Below are 926 nucleotides of genomic sequence, written 5' to 3' on the forward strand. Positions count from 1 at the left end.
ACCATGAACAATGTCGAGGACCAGGCAGAGGCGCTCGATGAGCTCGAAGGCCCGGTGTTCGCCTATTGCCGCTCCGGCGCACGCTGCACCAACCTCTATGGGCTGATCCAGCAGCAGCGGGGCTGAGGATTTCCAGCGAAGGTGTGCTGAGATTCAGGTCGGGCCGAGTCGAAGATGGCGGCTTCCGAGAACCGGCCTACGCCGGCCGTGGCCTTAACTGCAATGCCACTCATGAGTGCTTCGGCCGGCGAAGGCCGGAAGCGCAGGAAGCTGCCGTTTGTAGACCGGCCTCACCTGAATATCAGCACACCTTAAATCGGCAGCGCGCCGGTTTCCTTCAGCGTTTCCAGCACGATCGCCGTCTTCACATGCTGCACGGATTCGTGCGGCAGCAACACACCGTTGACGAACTCCGCCAGCGATTTGAGGTCGGGCGTCACCACTTTCAGGATGTAGTCCATCTCGCCGGTCAGCGCATGCGCCTCCTGCACCTCGGGCAGCCGCGCCACCAGCTCGCCGAAGCGCCGCGCGTTGTCGCGGTTGTGGGTGGCCAAGGTCACCGAGATGACGTTGACCAGCGAAAAGCCGAGGCGGTCGCGGTCAAGCACAGCGCGGTAGCCCCTGATATAGCCGTCCTCTTCCAGCCGTTGGCGCCGGCGCGAGCATTGCGAGGGCGAGAGGTTCACGCGCTCCGACAAATCATTGTTGGTGAGCCGCGCGTCGCCCTGCAGCAACGCCAGTATCTTGCGGTCAAATTGATCAATACGCTCATCATTCATGGATTTTTCTCCATCCATGCACGTTTTACGCACAACATGAGCATTTCAAGCGCTTGAATGCAAGCATCGTGCGGTCGTCCGGCGCTATAATGGATAAGGATGGCCAGAAACGGCCAAACAGCTTTTCGGAGGACTGCCATGGGCCCC

2 protein-coding genes are annotated in these 926 nt (G+C 60.6%); one reads left to right on the forward strand and one right to left on the reverse strand.

Annotated features, from left to right (window positions below; translation table 11 throughout):
* On the forward strand, positions 1 to 126 hold a 126-nt coding region (locus EOA29_RS38085), incomplete at its 5' end, for a sulfur transferase domain-containing protein (RefSeq protein ID WP_245468775.1).
* Between the two features lie 185 nt (positions 127 to 311).
* Here EOA29_RS38085 and EOA29_RS38090 read toward each other — a convergent pair.
* Positions 312 to 779 (reverse strand): Lrp/AsnC family transcriptional regulator, encoded by a 468-nt coding sequence (locus EOA29_RS38090; protein WP_126094328.1) that lies wholly within the window; start codon positions 777 to 779, stop codon positions 312 to 314.
* Positions 780 to 926: the final 147 nt, after the last annotated feature.

It is taken from the genome of Mesorhizobium sp. M1E.F.Ca.ET.063.01.1.1 (assembly GCF_003998155.1).
In the GTDB taxonomy this organism is placed as follows: Bacteria; Pseudomonadota; Alphaproteobacteria; order Rhizobiales; family Rhizobiaceae; genus Mesorhizobium.